Annotated in this window: 12 protein-coding genes; 10 read left to right on the top strand and 2 right to left on the bottom strand. The window is 61.3% G+C overall.

Annotated features, from left to right (window positions below):
* Positions 1-38 precede the first annotated feature (38 nt).
* The 4 genes from AWB64_RS14990 (at position 39) to AWB64_RS14975 (ending at position 2,977) form a co-directional block, all read left to right on the top strand.
* Positions 39-317, top strand: coding sequence for a hypothetical protein (locus AWB64_RS14990; RefSeq protein ID WP_060856339.1), 279 nt, complete (start codon positions 39-41; stop codon positions 315-317).
* A 471-nt stretch (positions 318-788) separates the two neighbouring features.
* Positions 789-1,061 carry a hypothetical protein gene (locus AWB64_RS14985; protein ID WP_157766635.1) on the top strand — a complete coding sequence of 91 codons (273 nt, stop codon included), beginning with the start codon at positions 789-791 and terminating at the stop codon, positions 1,059-1,061.
* On the top strand, positions 1,058-1,381 hold the full coding sequence (locus tag AWB64_RS14980) for a hypothetical protein (protein ID WP_244164067.1): 324 nt from the start codon (positions 1,058-1,060) through the stop codon (positions 1,379-1,381). Before AWB64_RS14985 ends, AWB64_RS14980 begins: the two co-directional genes overlap by 4 nt.
* Before the next feature lie 6 nt (positions 1,382-1,387).
* Complete coding sequence (locus AWB64_RS14975; protein WP_060856220.1) at positions 1,388-2,977, top strand: PepSY-associated TM helix domain-containing protein; 1,590 nt, start codon at positions 1,388-1,390, stop codon at positions 2,975-2,977.
* 75 nt (positions 2,978-3,052) lie between these two features.
* On the opposite strand, the gene AWB64_RS14970 is transcribed toward AWB64_RS14975, so the two are convergent.
* Both AWB64_RS14970 and AWB64_RS14965 read right to left on the bottom strand, forming a co-directional pair.
* A complete protein-coding gene (locus AWB64_RS14970; RefSeq protein ID WP_208603281.1) occupies positions 3,053-5,248 on the bottom strand; it encodes a TonB-dependent receptor in 2,196 nt (731 codons plus the stop codon).
* A gap of 310 nt (positions 5,249-5,558) precedes the next feature.
* Positions 5,559-6,251 (bottom strand): FadR/GntR family transcriptional regulator, encoded by a 693-nt coding sequence (locus AWB64_RS14965; RefSeq protein ID WP_060856218.1) that lies wholly within the window; start codon positions 6,249-6,251, stop codon positions 5,559-5,561.
* A gap of 260 nt (positions 6,252-6,511) precedes the next feature.
* Here AWB64_RS14965 and AWB64_RS14960 point away from each other — a divergent pair, with 260 nt between their 5' ends.
* From AWB64_RS14960 to AWB64_RS14935, 6 genes are all read left to right on the top strand, one after another.
* Entirely contained in the window at positions 6,512-8,065 is a 1,554-nt protein-coding gene (locus AWB64_RS14960) for a sugar ABC transporter ATP-binding protein (protein ID WP_060856337.1), read from the top strand.
* Positions 8,058-9,086: an ABC transporter permease gene (locus tag AWB64_RS14955; protein WP_060856217.1), complete on the top strand. Its 1,029-nt coding sequence runs from the start codon at positions 8,058-8,060 to the stop codon at positions 9,084-9,086. The genes AWB64_RS14960 and AWB64_RS14955 overlap by 8 nt, the downstream gene beginning before the upstream one ends.
* A gap of 101 nt (positions 9,087-9,187) precedes the next feature.
* Complete coding sequence (locus AWB64_RS14950) at positions 9,188-10,132, top strand: ABC transporter substrate-binding protein (RefSeq protein ID WP_060856336.1); 945 nt, start codon at positions 9,188-9,190, stop codon at positions 10,130-10,132.
* 260 nt (positions 10,133-10,392) lie between these two features.
* Positions 10,393-11,898 carry a xylulokinase gene (locus AWB64_RS14945; RefSeq protein WP_060856216.1) on the top strand — a complete coding sequence of 502 codons (1,506 nt, stop codon included), beginning with the start codon at positions 10,393-10,395 and terminating at the stop codon, positions 11,896-11,898.
* Complete coding sequence (locus AWB64_RS14940) at positions 11,895-12,554, top strand: HAD family hydrolase (RefSeq protein ID WP_060856215.1); 660 nt, start codon at positions 11,895-11,897, stop codon at positions 12,552-12,554. The genes AWB64_RS14945 and AWB64_RS14940 overlap by 4 nt, the downstream gene beginning before the upstream one ends.
* Before the next feature lie 9 nt (positions 12,555-12,563).
* Positions 12,564-13,655, top strand: a complete 1,092-nt coding sequence (locus AWB64_RS14935) for a glycerol dehydrogenase (RefSeq protein ID WP_060856214.1) — start codon at positions 12,564-12,566, stop codon at positions 13,653-13,655.
* Positions 13,656-13,664: the final 9 nt, after the last annotated feature.

Raw genomic sequence — 13,664 nt, 5'->3', positions numbered from 1 at the left:
AGCAGAGAATCATGTACCAACCAAAGAGGCCGATCATCATGGAACCCAACCCGACAGAAGACCGCGGCACGCCTGTCAATGCTTCAGTCAGCGCGACCGAGCCGCCCGAGCAGGATCACTTCGACGCAGCGATCAGCCACGTCGACAGTTCCTACTCATCGGGCGTCCTGGCCGCCAAGGCTGCAAAGGGCATTCTATATAGCGTGATCGAAACGCTTGGAACGCTTGTTGGCGATCCGGATCTGCCCGAGCACGCGCGCTCCGGCTATCAGGCGCTGCTCGTGAGCGCCGAAGAACTGCGTTCACGGATCGATTGACACAGGCCGTAGCCAGCCCGGGCCATAACCCGGGTAAGATTCAAGACCAACCACGGAGCACATTATGAGCAAAGCCCAGGACGCGAAGAAAACCGAGAAAAAGGTCGCCCTTAAATCGCCTAAAGAAAAGAAAGAAGCAAAGAAGCTGAAGAAGGAGGCGAGCAAGCGGCAATAGGCGCAATGACGTTTTGCATTGAGCAACGTCGGTAAGGTCAAGCAGGATTTTGCCGCTGGTTCGAATTGAAGCTTCCGGCATGAAACTCCCGGCATTACGTTGTTGCAGTACATCTGTTCCAGCGGCCCGCTTTCACGCGGGCCGTTTGCATTTAGCTGTACGCCTGCGAGGCACCAAGTCAACGCCACGCTGAATCGTGAATTTCTGTATGATAATGATTCTCAATAACGTGCCCGAAATCTGTTTGTTCGTCTTGGGCAGCTAAATCGCGCTTTCTTTCGATGCATGACCTCTTCATGCCGGCATCCGTTTTGTTCGCGATCGCCGGCTCCCTGTTGTTTTATCTCGCGGCCCCCGGGCAGCGATGGTTGCGCGCACCGCTCGCGCCCCGGCCTTGCAGGACGCTCGCGACTGTGTTCGTGAGCACGGCGTTCGTGATCGGCGCGAAAGGGCTGAATCCGGCGACATCGCTTGCCGTGGTTTTCACCGCGGTCATGGCATGTCTCACGGCGTGTCCGTTCATCGGCGTGCTGCTTGCGCGGTCGCGATTGCAGGGCGCTTCGCGGTGAGTTCGAAGGCAGGCAAATCCGGGCGCGACCGCGAAAATCTGTCGCGCGACTGGACGCTCAAGACGCTTGCGGGCGTTATCGGCGGATTTGGGATCGGGATTGCCGCGAGCGGGTTGCTCGCCTGTCTCACGCCCGGTCCGCTCGATGCACAAAACAAATTCCAGGTCGCGATGTGGCTCGTGCCACCGGTATGGATCGGCGTGATGAGCGCGAGCTTCGTGTTTCGCAGCGGCCTGCGCGCGTGGCTCTGGCTTGGCGGCGCCAATGCATTCGGTTTTGCGATGTTCGCGCTGGCCCGTCACTTTTTGTCGGCTCACTGAGAAAGCATGCGCAGCGACGTCATTCGCGTCTACAAGACGGTTCATACGTGGACGGGCATTGTTGCCGGTCTCGCGCTTTTTATCGCGTTCTATGCGGGCGCGGTGACCATGTTCAAGGACACGCTCGACGCATGGGTCACGCCGCCCGCCGCCAACACGCAGGTCTTTCCCTTGACGCAGGCATCTTCGGTGATAGAACAGACGCTGGCTTCTTTTCCCGACGCGCGGCGGCAGTTCACCTTGCGGCTCGAACCCGAGGGACAAGCGAGTTTATCGTGGCGTGCAAGGGGCAAGGCGCAGCGTATTTCCGCCACGCTCGATACTGCGGGCAAGCTTCGGACACAAACCCGTGGGCTCTCGGACGCGGCGCGTTTTATCGATATCCTGCACATGACGGCCGGCATTCCCGGCGGTTTCAGCGTTGGCATGGGCGTGATGGGCGTGGTGTCGCTGGTGTACGGGCTCGCGCTGGTGTCGGGCGTGATCGTGCTGTTGCCGAGCCTGATCAAGGATCTGTTCGTCGTGCGCGTGGGCAGGAACCTCAAGCGGATGTGGCTTGATGCGCATAACGTCGTTGGCATCCTGAGCCTGCCGTTTCATGTGGTGATGGCGCTATCGGTCGTCGCGTTCGGATTGAACGACTACATCTTTCCGGTGCAGGACCGCGTGATCTACGGCGGCACGCTCGATGCCACCAGGCAAGCGCAGAACCCGTATTTTGCGAAGGCGCCGGTCGAGCCGGGCGTCGACCCCACAAGGCTGCTTGCGCCCGGGCAAATTCTCGCCGCCGTGAAACAGCGCGCGCCTGCGTTCGAGCCTCGCGAACTGAGTTATCGGGGAGCAGGGGAACCCGGCGCCACCGTGTTCGTGGCCGGCGATGATCCGCGTTATCTCGCGCGCAGCGGCGGCTTCGCGTTGCTCGATCCCGTTTCCGGCCGTTTCCTGAATGCGCAATTTCTTCCCGGCGCTGATGGCACCGCGTGGTCCGCGGCCACCAGTGCATTTTTCGCGCTGCATTTTGGCAGCTATGGCGGCGAAACGATTCAATGGGCGTATTTGTTCCTGGGGCTCGGCGGCGCGTTCCTGTTTTACTCGGGCAACCTGTTGTGGATCGAGAGCCGTCGCAAGGCCGAGCGTCGCGGGGAAAGCGGCGTGGTGAAGCAACGGCCATCCACTTATTTCATGGCCGCGCTGACGGTGGGCGTGACGCTCGGTTGCATGGCCGGGATCTCCGCGACACTCGCCGCCGGGAAATTGCTGAGCGGGCGCGTCGCGGATCTGCCTGCGTGGCATGCACGGATCTATTACACGGTTTTTCTGGCGAGCATTGGCTGGGCGTTCCTGCGGGGCGCTGCGCGTGGATCGGTCGAATTGCTGGCGCTGACGATCTGCGCCACCTTGCTCGTGCCGGCGGCATCGGTTATTGGATGGCTGGTTCCATCGACGGGAATGTGGTTCGATTCCGCGACCGTTGGCGTCGATATCTGTGCGCTGATTGCAGCGGGCTGCTTCGGATGGATGCTGCGGGTAACGGCGCGGCGTGTCGCGACGGGTGGGCGGGATAGCGTTTGGGGACGCCCTCTCCACGGCACGTGAAGAGCATGATCCGGACGCAAAAAGGCGCCGATGAAACTTCCATCGGCGCCTTTGTTTTACAACACCACGTCCTTGTTAAAAGTCCGTTGTCATCGAGAACAGGAACGTGCGTGGTGCACCTTGGGTCAGGTATCCCTGGCCCGACGTGGAGGCCGATTCCCAGTAGGCCTTGTTCGCCACGTTCAGCACGCTGATCCGGAAGGTCGTGTTCTTGTGGAACACGTTGGTCGCATAGCGCGCGCCGAGGTCGAAACGATTCCACGATGAAATCGATGCGGTGTTGGCAACGTCGAAGTATTGCTTGCCCGTGTGGAGATACCGTGCGGTCACGGTCAGGCCGGGCACCATCGGAATGTCGTACTCCGCGCCGAGGTTGAACAGGAACGCGGGCACGCCAGTAGGACGATTGCCGTCGGTCAGGCCGCCAGCGGTATTGAGCAATTCGGCCTGGATGTAGGACGCACCTGCCAGCAAGCGCACGCCTTGCATCGGTTCGCCCGTGATGGATGCTTCCAGCCCGCGATGCCGCTCGCGCCCGTTCGCCGCGAAGATATTGTCGGCGTTGGTGTACGCGGTCGGCTCTTCGATCTGATACGCCGAAAACGTCGAACCAAAGTGGTTCGTGTCGTATTTCACGCCGACCTCATATTGTTTCGAGCGCGACGGTGCGAGATTCGTGCCGAAGTTTGCTGCCGTCGATGGCGCCGGTTGTCCCTGAGCCAGCGCTTCGCTGCGATTGGCGAAGAACGCGACGTTTTGCCACGGTTTGACTACGAGTCCGAGAATCGGCGTGGTGATGGAGTCGTTGTATGACGACGTGAGATTGCCAGTGCCTGTGTCGTAGTTGTTCTGGTGCAACTCCTGGCGTCGGGCGCCAAGCGTGAACAGCACACGATCGTTGAGAAAGCCGAGCGTGTCCGATACCGCCACGCTGCGGATCAGCACGCGGTCCGTCACGAACGGATCCGCGAAATTGCCGACCGGGCTTGCGGACGGGCGCGGCACCTGAGGCGTGTTGTAGAGGTCGGTATTGAAGGTGCTGGAGAAATCGAAGGCCGAGCGGTCTTCAATACTTGTGAGCGACCCGCCTAAGGTCACGAAGTGCGAGACAGGACCGGTATTGAACCGTCCGTGCACGCCGCCTTCGGTTGAGTAGGCGTCGGTCTTGCGCGGAACGCCCAAGCGATATGCCGTCGTCAACCCTGTATCGCCGTTGAAATTCGGCGACGAGTAATCGCCATGCTCGTTCGCGTGATGCACGCCGCCTGCCACATACGCGGTCCATCCCGGCATGAAGTCGTATTCGGCGCGCGCAATGCCAACCGTGTCTTCGAGCGCGGTGAATGACCACGGTTGCGCGTAGTTATGCGTCGCCGACGGAACCGCCGGGATCACAATGTCGGTACCGCTCAGATTGACCGTGGGGCGCGCTTCGTTGGCGCGTTCGCGCTGGTAGAGGAAGTCACCGTAAAGACGCAATTTGTCGCCACGATAATCCAGCGAAACCGACGTCGCGGTACTGCGCCTGTGCTCGTCGTCGACACTGGTTTCGCCATCGCGCACAAAACTGTTCACGCGAACACCGAACTGGCCTTCGCTGCCGAAGCGGCGGCCCACATCCACGTGCGTGCCGAGTTCGCCCGACGCCGTTCCCTCCACCGTCACGCGTGTCAGGGGTTTATCGTCGGCGCGTTTCAATTGCAGGTTCACACCGCCGCCAATGGACGATCCGGTCGGCGACGCGCCGTTCAGAAAAGCGTTGGCGCCCTTGAACACATCCACGCGTTCCAGCGTTTCCGTGGCCACGAGTTGACGTGGGGTGATGCCGTAGAGCCCGTTGAGCGAGATGTCGTCGCCGTTCAACTGGAAACCACGGATAACGAACACTTGCGACTGGTTACCGAAACCGAGGCTGGAGCGAACGGACGGATCGTTGTCGAGCACATCGGCAAGCGTTCGCGCCTGCTGGTCCTCGATCAGCTTCGACGTGTACGTGGTCATGCTGAATGGCACGTCAATCATCTTCTGGTCACCCAGCACGCCAAAGCTCGCGCCGCGCGCGACCTGACCGCCACTGTATGTCGGTGCGAAATCGCCGGGCAGCGCTTCCGCGGTTCCCTGTACCTTCACCGCGGGCAAGGTTTTGTCGGCGGCGTCGGCCGTGCCGTTGCTTTGTGCATGCGCACTCCCCGCAACACCCGCAATACCGGCGACACCCATGGCAAGCGGCACTGCCGCGCGGAGGAAAACGTGACGGACGGCAGCGGACATCGGCCGGACGCGAAGCGATTGCTGTTTGATTGGAAGCATCGAAGGAGTGCAGTAGCGAAGTGGTCGTGATTTCGCCCCGTCGATCCATCAGGCGGCGATGGGCAACGGAACGGTGCTTTGTAGTGGGGTAATGTCTGGACTTGCGAGTTTGGACTTACAACTGGACAACAAGAACTGACAACCGCGCGAATTATACACGAATGCGAATCGTTATCATTTGTGCCACCAAAAAAACGACACAAATGATAACGAGGTGTGGCGGAAAGTTTTTTTGGGCGTTAGGACATCGGTCCGGTGGCGCAACGCGTGCTTACGCGTCGCCGACCCACCGTTCCTCCGACGCCTTCAAATGCGAGCGAATCGCTGCCTGCGCAGCGATCGGATCGCGCGCTTCGAGCGACCTGAGAATCCGTTCATGCTCGGATAACGCGACGCCCCAGGTCGTGATGTTCTCCGAAAGCACACTGGCTTTGGCCGCGATAGGATCGTTGCGACCGTCGAACAATTCGCCCACGAGCCGCGTCAGTACGGAATTCCCGGCAATCTCGGCAATCGTCATATGGAACTGGCGATCGGGTTCCAACGGTGAACGGCCCGCTGCGATCAGTTCACGCATGATATCCAGGCTTTTCTGCAGCTTGGCCGTGCCATCGGACGTGAGCCGCGTGCAAGCCAGCACGATCACCGATCCTTCAATCGCCGCGCGCGCCTGCATGAGTTCGGTTGGACTTTCTCCCATGGCGGTGAGGGGCGACGTTTCGTTTCCGCCATCGCAGACGTAGACACCCGAGCCCATCCGGATCTCGACCTGTCCGCGAATTTCCAGCGCGATCAACGCTTCGCGCAGCGAGGGACGCGATACCCCGAGTTGCTGCGCCAGTTCACGTTCCGGCGGCAGCCGTGTGCCGGCCTGGAAACTGCCATGGCGGATCAGCGTATTGATCTGATCGGCGATGGACTGATATAGCCGCCGTGTCTCAACGGGTTTGACGAGTGATGTCATGGGACTCGGATGCGTAACGCGAAACGTGTAAGGTGGCTTGACCAATTCGCGTCAGCATCGCCTGAGGCGTATGTCGTTGGATATAAGGGTAAATACCTCGATTCCAGCGCAGGCATAACGCCATTATCATTAGCAGCAGGTCAGGCCGCCTCTTCAAACACTAAATTGGCTTGACCACTTTGACTGCAGGATCGACTTACATCGAGGAGACACAAGCCGATGCATCCGTCCCAATCAGTCTCGCGGGCCGTGCAATGAACATGACGGCCGAACCGCGTGTCGTGCCGGACCACGGGCCCGCGCATCGCGCATCAGCGGAATCCTTGCTGCGTCTGAGCGGCGTGGGCAAGCGCTTTCCCGGCGTGATCGCGCTGCAGAACGTCAGCTTCGACGTTCGCGCGGGCGAAGTCCATGCCATTTGCGGCGAAAACGGCGCGGGTAAATCGACGCTGATGAAAATTGTCAGCGGCCAATACCGGCCGGATGAAGGCGAGATCTATCTCGATGGCCGCGTGCAGCACTTCGCTTCCACGCTCGATGCGCAAGCCGCCGGCATCGCGATCATTCATCAGGAACTGAACCTGATTCCGCATTTGTCGATCGCTGAAAACATCTTCTTGGCGCGCGAGCCGAAGCGCGGATTGTTTATCGATCGCGCTCGTCTTGCCGCCGATTCGCAAGCTGCGCTTGACCGGATCGGCTTGCCGCTCAAGCCGCGCACGCTGGTGGGGGCGCTGTCGGTCGCGCAGCAGCAGATGATCGAGATTGCCAAGGCGCTGTCGCTGAACGCGCGGCTTCTGATCATGGACGAACCTACGTCGTCGCTGACCGAATCCGAGACGGTGCACCTGTTTCGGATCATCAAGGAACTGCGCCAGTCGGGCGTGGGGATTGTGTATATCTCGCACCGGCTGGACGAGCTTGCGGAGATCGCCGACCGCGTGACCGTGCTGCGCGATGGCCGCACGATTTCCACCGACGACTTTGCCGCCACGACCATTGAACAAGTGGTGTCGCATATGGTCGGCCGCGCTCTGGACGACGTTTTCCCCGAACGCAAATCGCAGCCTTCCAGCGACGTCCTGCTGAGCGTCAACGGACTCAAGCGCCGCGAAGTGTTCGGGCCGGTGAGCTTCGAATTGCGTCGCGGCGAGATCCTGGGCTTTGCAGGCTTGATGGGATCGGGCCGGACGGAAGTGGCGCGCGCGGTGTTCGGCGCCGATCCGGTGGACGCGGGCGACGTTCATCTGGGCGGCGAGCGCTTGTCGATTCATTCGCCTATCGATGCAATCCGCAACGGCATTGCCTATCTCTCGGAAGACCGCAAGGGCAATGGCCTCGCGCTGCAGATGACGGTGGCAAAGAACATCACGCTCGCGAACGTGGAAGCGGTGTCGGGCGCGGGCGGATTTATCCGCTTCGAGGAAGAAGGGAAGGTCGCGCGCAAATATATCGATGCGCTCGGCATCCGCACGCCGGGCGCCAACCAGATCACGCGCAATCTGTCGGGCGGCAATCAGCAGAAAGTGGTGATCAGCAAATGGCTGTTCCGTGAATCGAAAATTCTTTTCTTCGACGAACCCACGCGCGGCATCGACGTTGGCGCGAAATACGCCATCTACGAACTCATGGACCGGCTCGCGGCCCAGGGCATTGGCGTTGTATTGATCAGTTCCGAGTTGCCCGAAATCATGGGCATGACCGACCGCGTGGCCGTGTTCCACGAAGGCGAAATAGCGGGCGTGCTCGAAACCCGCAACACCAATCAGGAAGAAATCATGCACTACGCATCAGGACGGACGACCCATGCTTGAGATGACTACCGATCCCGCTCATGCCGATCGCGCACGCGCTCGTGAACGCCGGCGCGACCTGATACAGAAGTTCGCCGCGCTCGGCAGCCTGGTGATGCTCGTGGTCGTGTTCTCCGCGACGAGCAACGCGTTCATGTCTCTGGGCAACGGCATGACGGTCGCGCTGCAGGTGACGTCGATTGCGTATCTCGGGCTCGGTGCTACGTGCGTGATCATTACCGGTGGTATCGACCTGTCGGTGGGTTCCGTGCTGGCGCTGTCCGGCGTGGCCGCCGCGCTGCTCGTGAAGGCGGGCGTTCCGGTGCCCGTTGGCATGCTGGGCGGCGTGATCGTCGGGGCGATTTGCGGCGCGTTCAACGGCATATTCGTCACGCGCATGGGCTTGCCGCCGTTTATCGCGACGTTGGGGATGATGCTTGTCGCGCGTGGACTTGCGCTGCAGATTACCGGCGCGCGGCCGGTATCGGGTCTCGGCGATTCGTTTGCCGAACTCGGCAACGGGTCGCTGTTCCGCATCGTCCGGATGGGTTCGGATGGTTTTCCCGACGTGGTCTTTCCCGGCATTCCGTATCCGGTGATCATCATGGTCGTGCTCGCCGTTCTGGTGGCGATCATGCTCAGCCGCACGTCGCTGGGACGGCATATCTACGCGGTTGGATCGAATGCGGAAGCGGCGCGTTTGTCGGGCGTGAACGTGAATCGCGTGAAGCTTTTCACCTACGTGTTGTCCGGTGCGTTGGCGGGTCTGACCGGCTGCGTGCTGATGTCGCGGCTCGTGACCGCGCAGCCGAACGAAGGCGTGATGTACGAACTCGATGCCATCGCCAGCGCGGTGATCGGCGGAACGTCGCTGATGGGCGGCGTGGGCACGATCTCGGGGACGGCCATTGGCGCGTTCGTGATCGGCATCTTGCGCAATGGATTGAACATGAACGGCGTATCGAGTTTCATCCAGCAGATCATCATTGGCCTCGTGATTCTGGGCACGGTTTGGATCGACCAGATTCGAAACCGGCGATGAGTTTTATCGAGCGTGAAGGAATCCGAAGCGTTCGACGAGCACCAAGTGAAGCGGGCCGAAGAGGTCTTATAAAACCAAAGGAGCGAGACATGAAACTGACCATGAAACTGACAAGCAAGGCAATGTTTGCCGCCGTGCTGACTGTTGCCGCGAGCACGGCCTTTGCCGCAGGCGGCGAGATCGCGGTGATCGTGAAGAGCGCCGATTCGAACTACTGGCAGAACGTCAACAAGGGCGCGACTGCGGCCATGGCCAAGGAGAAGGGCTACACCATGACCTTCCAGGGGCCGGCCGCCGAGTCGGACATCGCAGCCGAAGTGAACATGGTCGAGAACGCGGTGAACCGTAAGGTCTCGGGCATCGTGCTGGCCGCTTCCGATCCCGACGCGCTCGTGCCGGCTGTCAAGAAGGCCTGGGAGGCGCATATCCCGGTGGTGATCATCGACTCGGCGTTGTCCGATTCGGGCAAACAGTATTACCAGGCTTTCCTTTCCACCGACAACGCCAAGGCTGGCGAGTTGTGCGCCCAGGCCCTGATTGCGAAGGTTGGGCAGACGGGCAAGATCGCGCTGATGTCGTACGTGGCCGGCGCGGGTTCGGAAGCCGCGCGCGTTGGCGGATTCCGCAAGTACCTGGAGGCGCATTCGAAGCTGACCGTGGTGGGTCCGTTCTACTCGCAATCGCAAATGGCGAACGCGTTGAACCAGACCACTGACGTGCTTGCCGCGAACCCCGACCTCAAGGGCATTTTCGGTGCGAACGAACCGACCGCCGTTGGCATGGGCCGCGCGCTGGCGCAGTCGGGCAAGGCCGGAAAGATCGTGGCCATCGGTTTCGATGGCAATCAGGATCTGCAGAACTTCGTGAAGGACGGCACGATCCAGGCGATCGCCGTGCAGGGTTCCTATCAGATGGGCTACAAAGGAATCGAAACGGTGGTCGGCGTGATCGAGAAGAAATCGCCGCCGAAATTCGTCGATACAGGCGTGGTCATGGTCGACAAAGGCAACATCGATCAGCCGGTCGCGAAGAACGTGCTGTATTGACGTTTCCGGCAGCGCGGCGATGCGGAAGCACCTTCCGCATCGTCAGAAAATAAAGTTAGTGAAAACAACGAAAGTAGGAGACTGAAACCGAGATTTTCCAGAGCCTGAACTGAATATGCAAGGCAGAATAAGCATTAGCAGCTAATTGACATGGCTACAAAACGTAGTCAAGATAACGTTAATTAGAAGCTTGGCGTGGTCGCGGCGTATCTTTCGCACGACGAATTCGCTCGTTCAGGCAATACCTGGGGACTCGGGTCATGGAGACGTATTACCTTGCCATCGACGTTGGCACGGGCAGTGTCCGCGCTGCCCTCGTCAATGGACGTGGAACAATTGTGAAGATGGCCGCGCGCGAGCACGAGCAGATCGTGCCCCGTTACGGCTGGTCCGAACAACGCCCGGCGGACTGGTGGCAAGGCGCTGCCGGCGCCATTCGCGAAGTGCTTGAAAGCGTCCCGAACGCCGCTGCGAACATTGCTGCTGTCTGCGCATGCGGCCAGATGCACGGCACGGTCCTGATCGATGCCGACGGCCGGCTCACCCGCGAAACCGCGCCGCTCTGGAACGACAAACGCACGCTCGCCCAAGTCGAAGCCTTCCGGGCCCGCAACGCATCCACTTCATATCTTCCGCTGACGGCGAACCCCGCGACGCCCGCGTGGCCCGGTTTCAAGCTGCAATGGCTCAAGCAGAACGAACCCGAGGCGTACGAGCGCGCCGCGACCGTGTTCATGTCAAAGGATTACATCAATTTCCGGCTGACCGGCGAACGCGCGTGGGACTGGAGCGACGCATCCACGAGCTTCCTGATGGACCCGCAAACGCGGACCTGGTCCCGGCCGATGCTCGATGCGCTCGGCCTCGATATCGGCAAGTTTCCGCCCATCCGCTCGCCGCAGGAAATCCTTGGAAGCGTCACGGCGAACGCCGCCGAAGCAACCGGCTTGCGTGAAGGCACGCCGGTGCTCGTCGGCGGCGCGGATTATCCGCTGTCCGTGCTCGGTTCGGGAGTGTACGCGCCCGGTCTCGGGTCGGACATCACTGGTACGTCGTCCATCATTACCGTGATCGCCGATACCCCCATGCTTCATCCGGAAGTATCGAACGTGGCGACCGCCGAAGGGCTTTGGGGACGCTTCATGCTGCTCGACTCAGGCGGCGACGCCGTGCGCTGGGCGCGTCGCGCGTTTCACGAAAACGCGTTGAGCTACGAAGCCGTCGCGCAAAAGGCGGCCGAAGCGCCGGTCGGCTCCGAAGGCCTTTTTTTCCTGCCGTATCTCACCGGCGAACGTCTCGGCGAGCACTCGAATTCGCGGGCGCAATTCTTTGGCATCGGCGCGAAACATGGCGCGGCGCATCTGCATCGGGCGGTGTTGGAAGGGGTCGCGTTCGGCGTGCGACGGCACATTGGCGTGATCGAATCGGCGGGCGTGCGCATGGAGCGGCTCGTTGCCGCGAGCGGCGGGGCGAAGGCGGCGCTGTGGCTCGACATCAAGGCGAGCATGTATCGAACCCCGATTCTCGTACCGGCGCAAGTGGAGTGCGGCGTGATGGGCTGCGCGATTCTGGCGGCCACCGCGCACGGCCAGTTTGCGCGCGTGGCCGACGCCGTTGCAGCCTTCGTGCAGTTCGAGCGGGAGGTCCAGCCGGACCCGAGCGCGAGCGACATCTACGACCGGATGATGCCAATCTTCGAGCGGCTCTACGCGAGTTCGCAACAGTTCTATGACGACCTCGATCGTCTTGCCGAGATCCATGCATGACGCGCGCAATCAAGGCAGTTCTATGGGACATGGACGGTACGCTCGCCGACAGCGAAGCGCTGCATCTGGACACGCTCGTCGCCGTGCTGAAGCAGCACGGACTGGAGGCAGACGACGACCTGCACGCATCGATATTCGGCAAGACCGGACGCGAGGTTCATCGCTATTGCAGTACGCGTTTCGGCATCGATTTCGACTACGGTCAATGGTCCATGACGCGCGCACGCCACTACGTGTCCGCGGCGGCAAATATGCAACCGCGCCCCGGCGCGTTGAGCGTGTATCACGCCGTGCGCGCGGCAGGGATCCGGCAGGCGATCGTATCGAATTCATCGCGCATGTTGCTCGAAGCCGGGCTTCGCGCACTTGATCTGCAGGACCCGCAACTCGTCTCGATCAGCGCGAACGACGTGCGCGCCGGCAAGCCCGATCCCGAACCCTACGAACGCGCTGCGTGGCTGCTGCGCGTCACGCCGGACGAAGCAGTCGTGGTCGAAGACAGTCCAACAGGTGCGCGTGCGGCCATTGCGGCCGGCATGCGCGTGCTCGCGTGGCCGGAACATGCGAGCGCGGCGGCGTCTTTCCCCGACAGCTCCGAAGTAGTCTTCTCCGAACATGAACTCGCCGCCGCACTCGGCGTTCAACTTGACTCCTGATCCACGACCATGCTCAGAACCAGCATCTTCCCTTCACGATATGTCCAGGGCGCAGGCGCGCTCGATTCACTCGATGCCGAGCTCGCGCGTCTCGGCACGCACGCCGCGTGTCTCGTCGACAGCAACGTCGCTTCGTTATTGCAGCCGGCGTTATCGAAGGCCGAGCGCGTGAAACTTGTCGTGCGCGCCGTCGATGCCGCCTGCACCGAGCGTTCGGTCGCCGCCGCCGCTGAATGGATTCGCGAGAGCGGAGCGAACATCGTGGTGTCGTTTGGCGGCGGCAAGGTGGTCGATACCGGCCGCGCCGCCGCCGATGACCTGCGCCTGCCGTTCGTCTGCGTGCCGACCATCGCGGCGTCCGATGCGCCGTGTTCCGCGCTCGCCGTGATCTACGACGAGGAAGGCCGCGTGGTGCGCGATCGTTTTGTACGTCGGAACCCGGATCTCGTGCTGCTCGATACCAGCCTGATCGTGCGCGCGCCGGTGCGATTTTTTATCGCGGGGATTGGCGATGCGCTCGCGACCTTTTATGAAGCCGATGCCTGCCGCCGTGCTTATGCGAAGAATCTGTGCGGCGGCCGTGGCACGGCGCTCGCGTTCGAAGCCGCAAAGCTGTGCCGCGATACCTTGTTCGCGCATGCGGTGCAGGCGGTGGACGATTGCCGAGCGCAAATCGTGACGCCGGATTTCGACGCCACGCTGGAGGCGACCGTATTGCTTTCGGGCATTGGCTTCGAGTCGGGCGGCGTTGCGGCGGCGCACGCGATTCATCATGGCCTGGCGGACCTGCCTTCGTCGCACGGCTTGCTGCATGGCGAGAAGGTCGCGATTGGCGTGCTCGCATCGCTGTTTTTATCGGCGGTGCCAGACGGCGAGCGGCGACGTGTCTTTGAATTCTGCCGGGCAGTCGGCTTGCCGACGCGGCTTTCCCAAATCAACGTGGACGTCGCCGATCAGGCCGCGCTCGAAACCGTGGCGAAGCGTGCCTGCCGCGCGGGCGAGATCATCCACAACGAACCGTATCCCGTTGATGTACCTTTGGTCATTGCCGCATTGAAAGCGATGGACCGCTATGCGGCCCGATTCGATCAGGTTGACTAATCAATCTAC

The sequence above is a fragment of the Caballeronia sordidicola genome (assembly GCF_001544455.2).
Taxonomy (GTDB): domain Bacteria; phylum Pseudomonadota; class Gammaproteobacteria; order Burkholderiales; family Burkholderiaceae; genus Caballeronia; species Caballeronia sordidicola.
This window is presented reverse-complemented; position numbering and strand designations above follow the sequence as displayed.

What these genes read in the sequence shown, in the direction of transcription:
- AWB64_RS14935 (WP_060856214.1), top strand. Translation starts at nt 12,564, where the DNA reads ATGCTCAGAACCAGCATCTTCCCTTCACGATATGTCCAGGGCGCAGGC.
- AWB64_RS14990 (WP_060856339.1), top strand. Translation starts at nt 39, where the DNA reads ATGGAACCCAACCCGACAGAAGACCGCGGCACGCCTGTCAATGCTTCA.
- AWB64_RS14975 (WP_060856220.1), top strand. Translation starts at nt 1,388, where the DNA reads ATGCGCAGCGACGTCATTCGCGTCTACAAGACGGTTCATACGTGGACG.
- AWB64_RS14960 (WP_060856337.1), top strand. Translation starts at nt 6,512, where the DNA reads ATGACGGCCGAACCGCGTGTCGTGCCGGACCACGGGCCCGCGCATCGC.
- AWB64_RS14950 (WP_060856336.1), top strand. Translation starts at nt 9,188, where the DNA reads ATGAAACTGACAAGCAAGGCAATGTTTGCCGCCGTGCTGACTGTTGCC.
- AWB64_RS14945 (WP_060856216.1), top strand. Translation starts at nt 10,393, where the DNA reads ATGGAGACGTATTACCTTGCCATCGACGTTGGCACGGGCAGTGTCCGC.
- AWB64_RS14970 (WP_208603281.1), bottom strand. Translation starts at nt 5,248, where the DNA reads ATGTCCGCTGCCGTCCGTCACGTTTTCCTCCGCGCGGCAGTGCCGCTT.
- AWB64_RS14965 (WP_060856218.1), bottom strand. Translation starts at nt 6,251, where the DNA reads ATGACATCACTCGTCAAACCCGTTGAGACACGGCGGCTATATCAGTCC.
- AWB64_RS14940 (WP_060856215.1), top strand. Translation starts at nt 11,895, where the DNA reads ATGACGCGCGCAATCAAGGCAGTTCTATGGGACATGGACGGTACGCTC.
- AWB64_RS14955 (WP_060856217.1), top strand. Translation starts at nt 8,058, where the DNA reads ATGCTTGAGATGACTACCGATCCCGCTCATGCCGATCGCGCACGCGCT.
- AWB64_RS14985 (WP_157766635.1), top strand. Translation starts at nt 789, where the DNA reads ATGCCGGCATCCGTTTTGTTCGCGATCGCCGGCTCCCTGTTGTTTTAT.